This window comes from Flavobacterium sp. UBA7680, from assembly GCF_002482975.1.
Lineage (GTDB): Bacteria > Bacteroidota > Bacteroidia > Flavobacteriales > Flavobacteriaceae > Flavobacterium.
Genome location: NZ_DLHA01000016.1, coordinates 1 through 2,995 on the forward strand (window position 1 = coordinate 1; position 2,995 = coordinate 2,995).

At 31.0% G+C, this 2,995-nt stretch carries 5 protein-coding genes; all 5 read left to right on the forward strand.

Annotated features, from left to right (window positions below; translation table 11 throughout):
- Window positions 1–313 (forward strand): hypothetical protein (locus B3C18_RS02545; RefSeq protein WP_291141886.1); only part of this gene is annotated, 313 nt, incomplete at its 5' end.
- 147 nt (window positions 314–460) lie between these two features.
- A complete protein-coding gene (locus B3C18_RS02550) occupies window positions 461–889 on the forward strand; it encodes a DUF6896 domain-containing protein (protein WP_291141889.1) in 429 nt (142 codons plus the stop codon).
- A gap of 162 nt (window positions 890–1,051) precedes the next feature.
- Window positions 1,052–1,414 carry a hypothetical protein gene (locus tag B3C18_RS02555; RefSeq protein ID WP_291141892.1) on the forward strand — a complete coding sequence of 121 codons (363 nt, stop codon included), beginning with the start codon at window positions 1,052–1,054 and terminating at the stop codon, window positions 1,412–1,414.
- Window positions 1,415–1,593: 179 nt separating this feature from the next.
- On the forward strand, window positions 1,594–2,112 hold the full coding sequence (locus B3C18_RS02560; RefSeq protein WP_291141895.1) for a hypothetical protein: 519 nt from the start codon (window positions 1,594–1,596) through the stop codon (window positions 2,110–2,112).
- A 200-nt stretch (window positions 2,113–2,312) separates the two neighbouring features.
- Entirely contained in the window at window positions 2,313–2,840 is a 528-nt protein-coding gene (locus B3C18_RS02565) for a hypothetical protein (protein WP_291141898.1), read from the forward strand.
- Window positions 2,841–2,995: the final 155 nt, after the last annotated feature.

Genomic DNA, 2,995 nt, shown 5'->3' on the forward strand with positions numbered 1-2,995 from the left:
TTTTAAAATTTATGTTTTGCCGAAAGACAAAATAACGTTTGAAAGTGAGCTTGAAAAGCAAAACGTTGAATATTATTGTGACATAGAAAACCAACCAATGTTTGAAAATGGAATTAGATATTTCATTCAAGATGTTGACAGAATGAAACTAGATAAAATATTCACCGAAAACAAAATAATTGCACATACAGAAACAATTTCAATTTCTGATTATCGCGATGAAAAGAAAGCGCAAAAATTATACTTGAAAGTTGCTGGAATTGTAATCGGAATAATAATTCTGATAAAGATAATGGAAAGGCTTGTGAAATAAAAACTGGCTATAACAGCCGTTTGGTATCATGGCTGGTTTTGTATTTCTTAGACGGAAACTACTAAGTTCAAAATTTGATTATATTTACATCAATAATTTAAAAAGTCGCCACGACTACCAAGCGGCGGCACGTTACCAGTAATTTTTATGAACCCTGCATTAATAGATATAATTCGAGACTATCAAGAATCTGCTGATAAAGCAGTTCACATTTTTAGAACTAAATATCAAGTTGACGACATTCTTGAAGGTTGGCATAACAGAATCTATGAACAAACTGGAAAGTTACCAGAAGAAGGAATAAACTTTTATGCGTTTCATGGAATTGGATTGGCGGCACATTTTGCGGATAAAATTGTAGACTTCGATTTTGCATATTTTCCGGAGCAAAGACATGATGGATTTGACTTATGGAGATTAGTTGGGTTTATAGAAAATAATGAAAATAAATATGCGGAATATAAAGACAAAGTGAAAGTTGAAAAAGAATTCAATGAACTAATCACTAAAGGAATAATTGAAAAGCCAATATTGGAAAACTCAACAAATTTGTATTTTTTTAAAGATACTTTATAAAAAAACTACTGGTAACAGCAGTTTGCAACAATTGCTGGGCTTGGGTTTCTCACCGAATTTTCTCTGAAAATTCAAAAAGTAGTTTTATATTTGGAATCAACAGTAATAAATCGTCGCAACTGTAGCAATCTGCGGCACGTTACCAGTAATTTATAAACACGCATGAATTTAAACGAGACGATTGAAAAATATAAGCATTTAACAGAAGTCTGTGCTAGAACAAATTATGCAGACAAAAATTCCGTTAAGAAGCACAATCAATCTGTAAAAATGATGTACGAAATAGTAAATAGTTTGCTGGAAAAGTATGGCGGAAATGGATTAGTCGAATTTGAAAAGTTATTGTTGGTAAAAGAAAACAAAACCAATGTTTGGGTTTCAGTTCATTTACTTGAAAAACTAAATCCCGAAAAAGAAGCTGAAAAAGAAGCCTTGAAAATAATTAGAGAAATTTCAAAAGGGAATGATTCAGATGCATTGGGTTTCCAATATTGGTTGAAAAATTGGGAAGCTAAACAAAAATAAACTACTGGTAACAGCCGTTTGGCGCAATGGCTAGTTTAGTTATTCTTAGACGGAAATTACTAAGTTGAAATTTTGCTTATCTTTAGAACAAATTATTAAAAAAGTCGCCACTGACGCCAAGCGGCGATACGTTAGCCAACAGTTTGACAAACGTACTAAAAAACACAAAATAGAAATACATGTACGCAAAGCCGATTATAAGCAAGAACCGTAAACAAATTACTCTTGTCATTTTATTTATTGTTGCAATACTATTTAATGCTATAGTCATCGACAGATATGTACTTCCAAGTCAAAGAATTTCAGATAAGATAGTTAAAGAAATAAGAGTCACACAAACTCGAAGCACTAAATTTGGACGCTCTACAACATTAAGAGGATACAAATACTATACAGAAAAAGGTTTTAAATTCTTAACTGATAAAGAGTATATTTCCGATTTGACAATTACTGTAGAGAAGACGTTGATTTTTAAAAATATTGTTTCGGTAAGTACCGAAGGAGGCGATAAAAAAGAATTACTTACTGGTTTGGGAGGAATTAATGCCTATTTCTATTTAATTCTTGCATTGTCATCAACTATAAGTATTTGTTATCTTAAATTTAAATCTGAATTATCAGACAATGAATTTTTTAATATAATACTCTTCAACGGATTTATAATTTTTGTTTTGACTGTTATCTGGACATTGGTTTGATATTAAAAAAACCGTTGGCTAATAGCCGTTTGGCGCAATGGCTGGGTTGCTTAGTTACCTTGACGTTTTTTCTTCACGAAAAAACTTTATCTTTATCAGAAATTAATCAGTTCGCTGGCATCGCCACTGACGCCAAGCGGCGATACGTTAGCCGTCAGTTTCAGGACGCAAAGTAAATTCGATAACAAAAAATCTAAATTTTGAAATATCAACTAATTAGAACTTGTAAAGATTGTAAAAATGAAGATATTTTTGAATTCACAAAAGTTCAAACAGCATTTGAACTTTATGATTCAAAACTAATTTGGGACAAAAAATGTTCAAAGTGTACTTCGACAAACTGTTGTTCTTTAAAACGTCCGTATGTGAAATTAGACAAGGAAATTTTAGATATATGGGGAAATGATGAAAAATTATATTTGAATTCTCAAGATGAAGAAATAATTCTTGCAGAAATGCATTATTTAGATATTACTCTAACTGCAATAAATGAAGATAAATATTTGAAACGTAAGATTAACATACTTCTTGAATCAATTTGTATTCTATTATATGATAATAGCGTAATTTGTAATGATTTTAGCGAAGAAGAAAATCAAAAAAGAGAAGAAAACGCCAAAATTATTCGACCAGAATTAATAAAAATGAAAGCCAAAATAAAAGAATCTGAAGAACACATAATGGAATATATAAAAGTCGTAGTTTTTCCACAAATTGGAATTAAATAAAAACCGAACGGCTAACAGCCGTTTGGTATCATGGCTGGTTTTTCATTTCTTAGTCGGAAAGTACTAAGTTCAAAAATTGATTATATTTACAACAATAATTAAAAAAGTCGCCACGAATACCAAGCGGCGGCACGTTAGCTGTGAGTTTCAGAAAA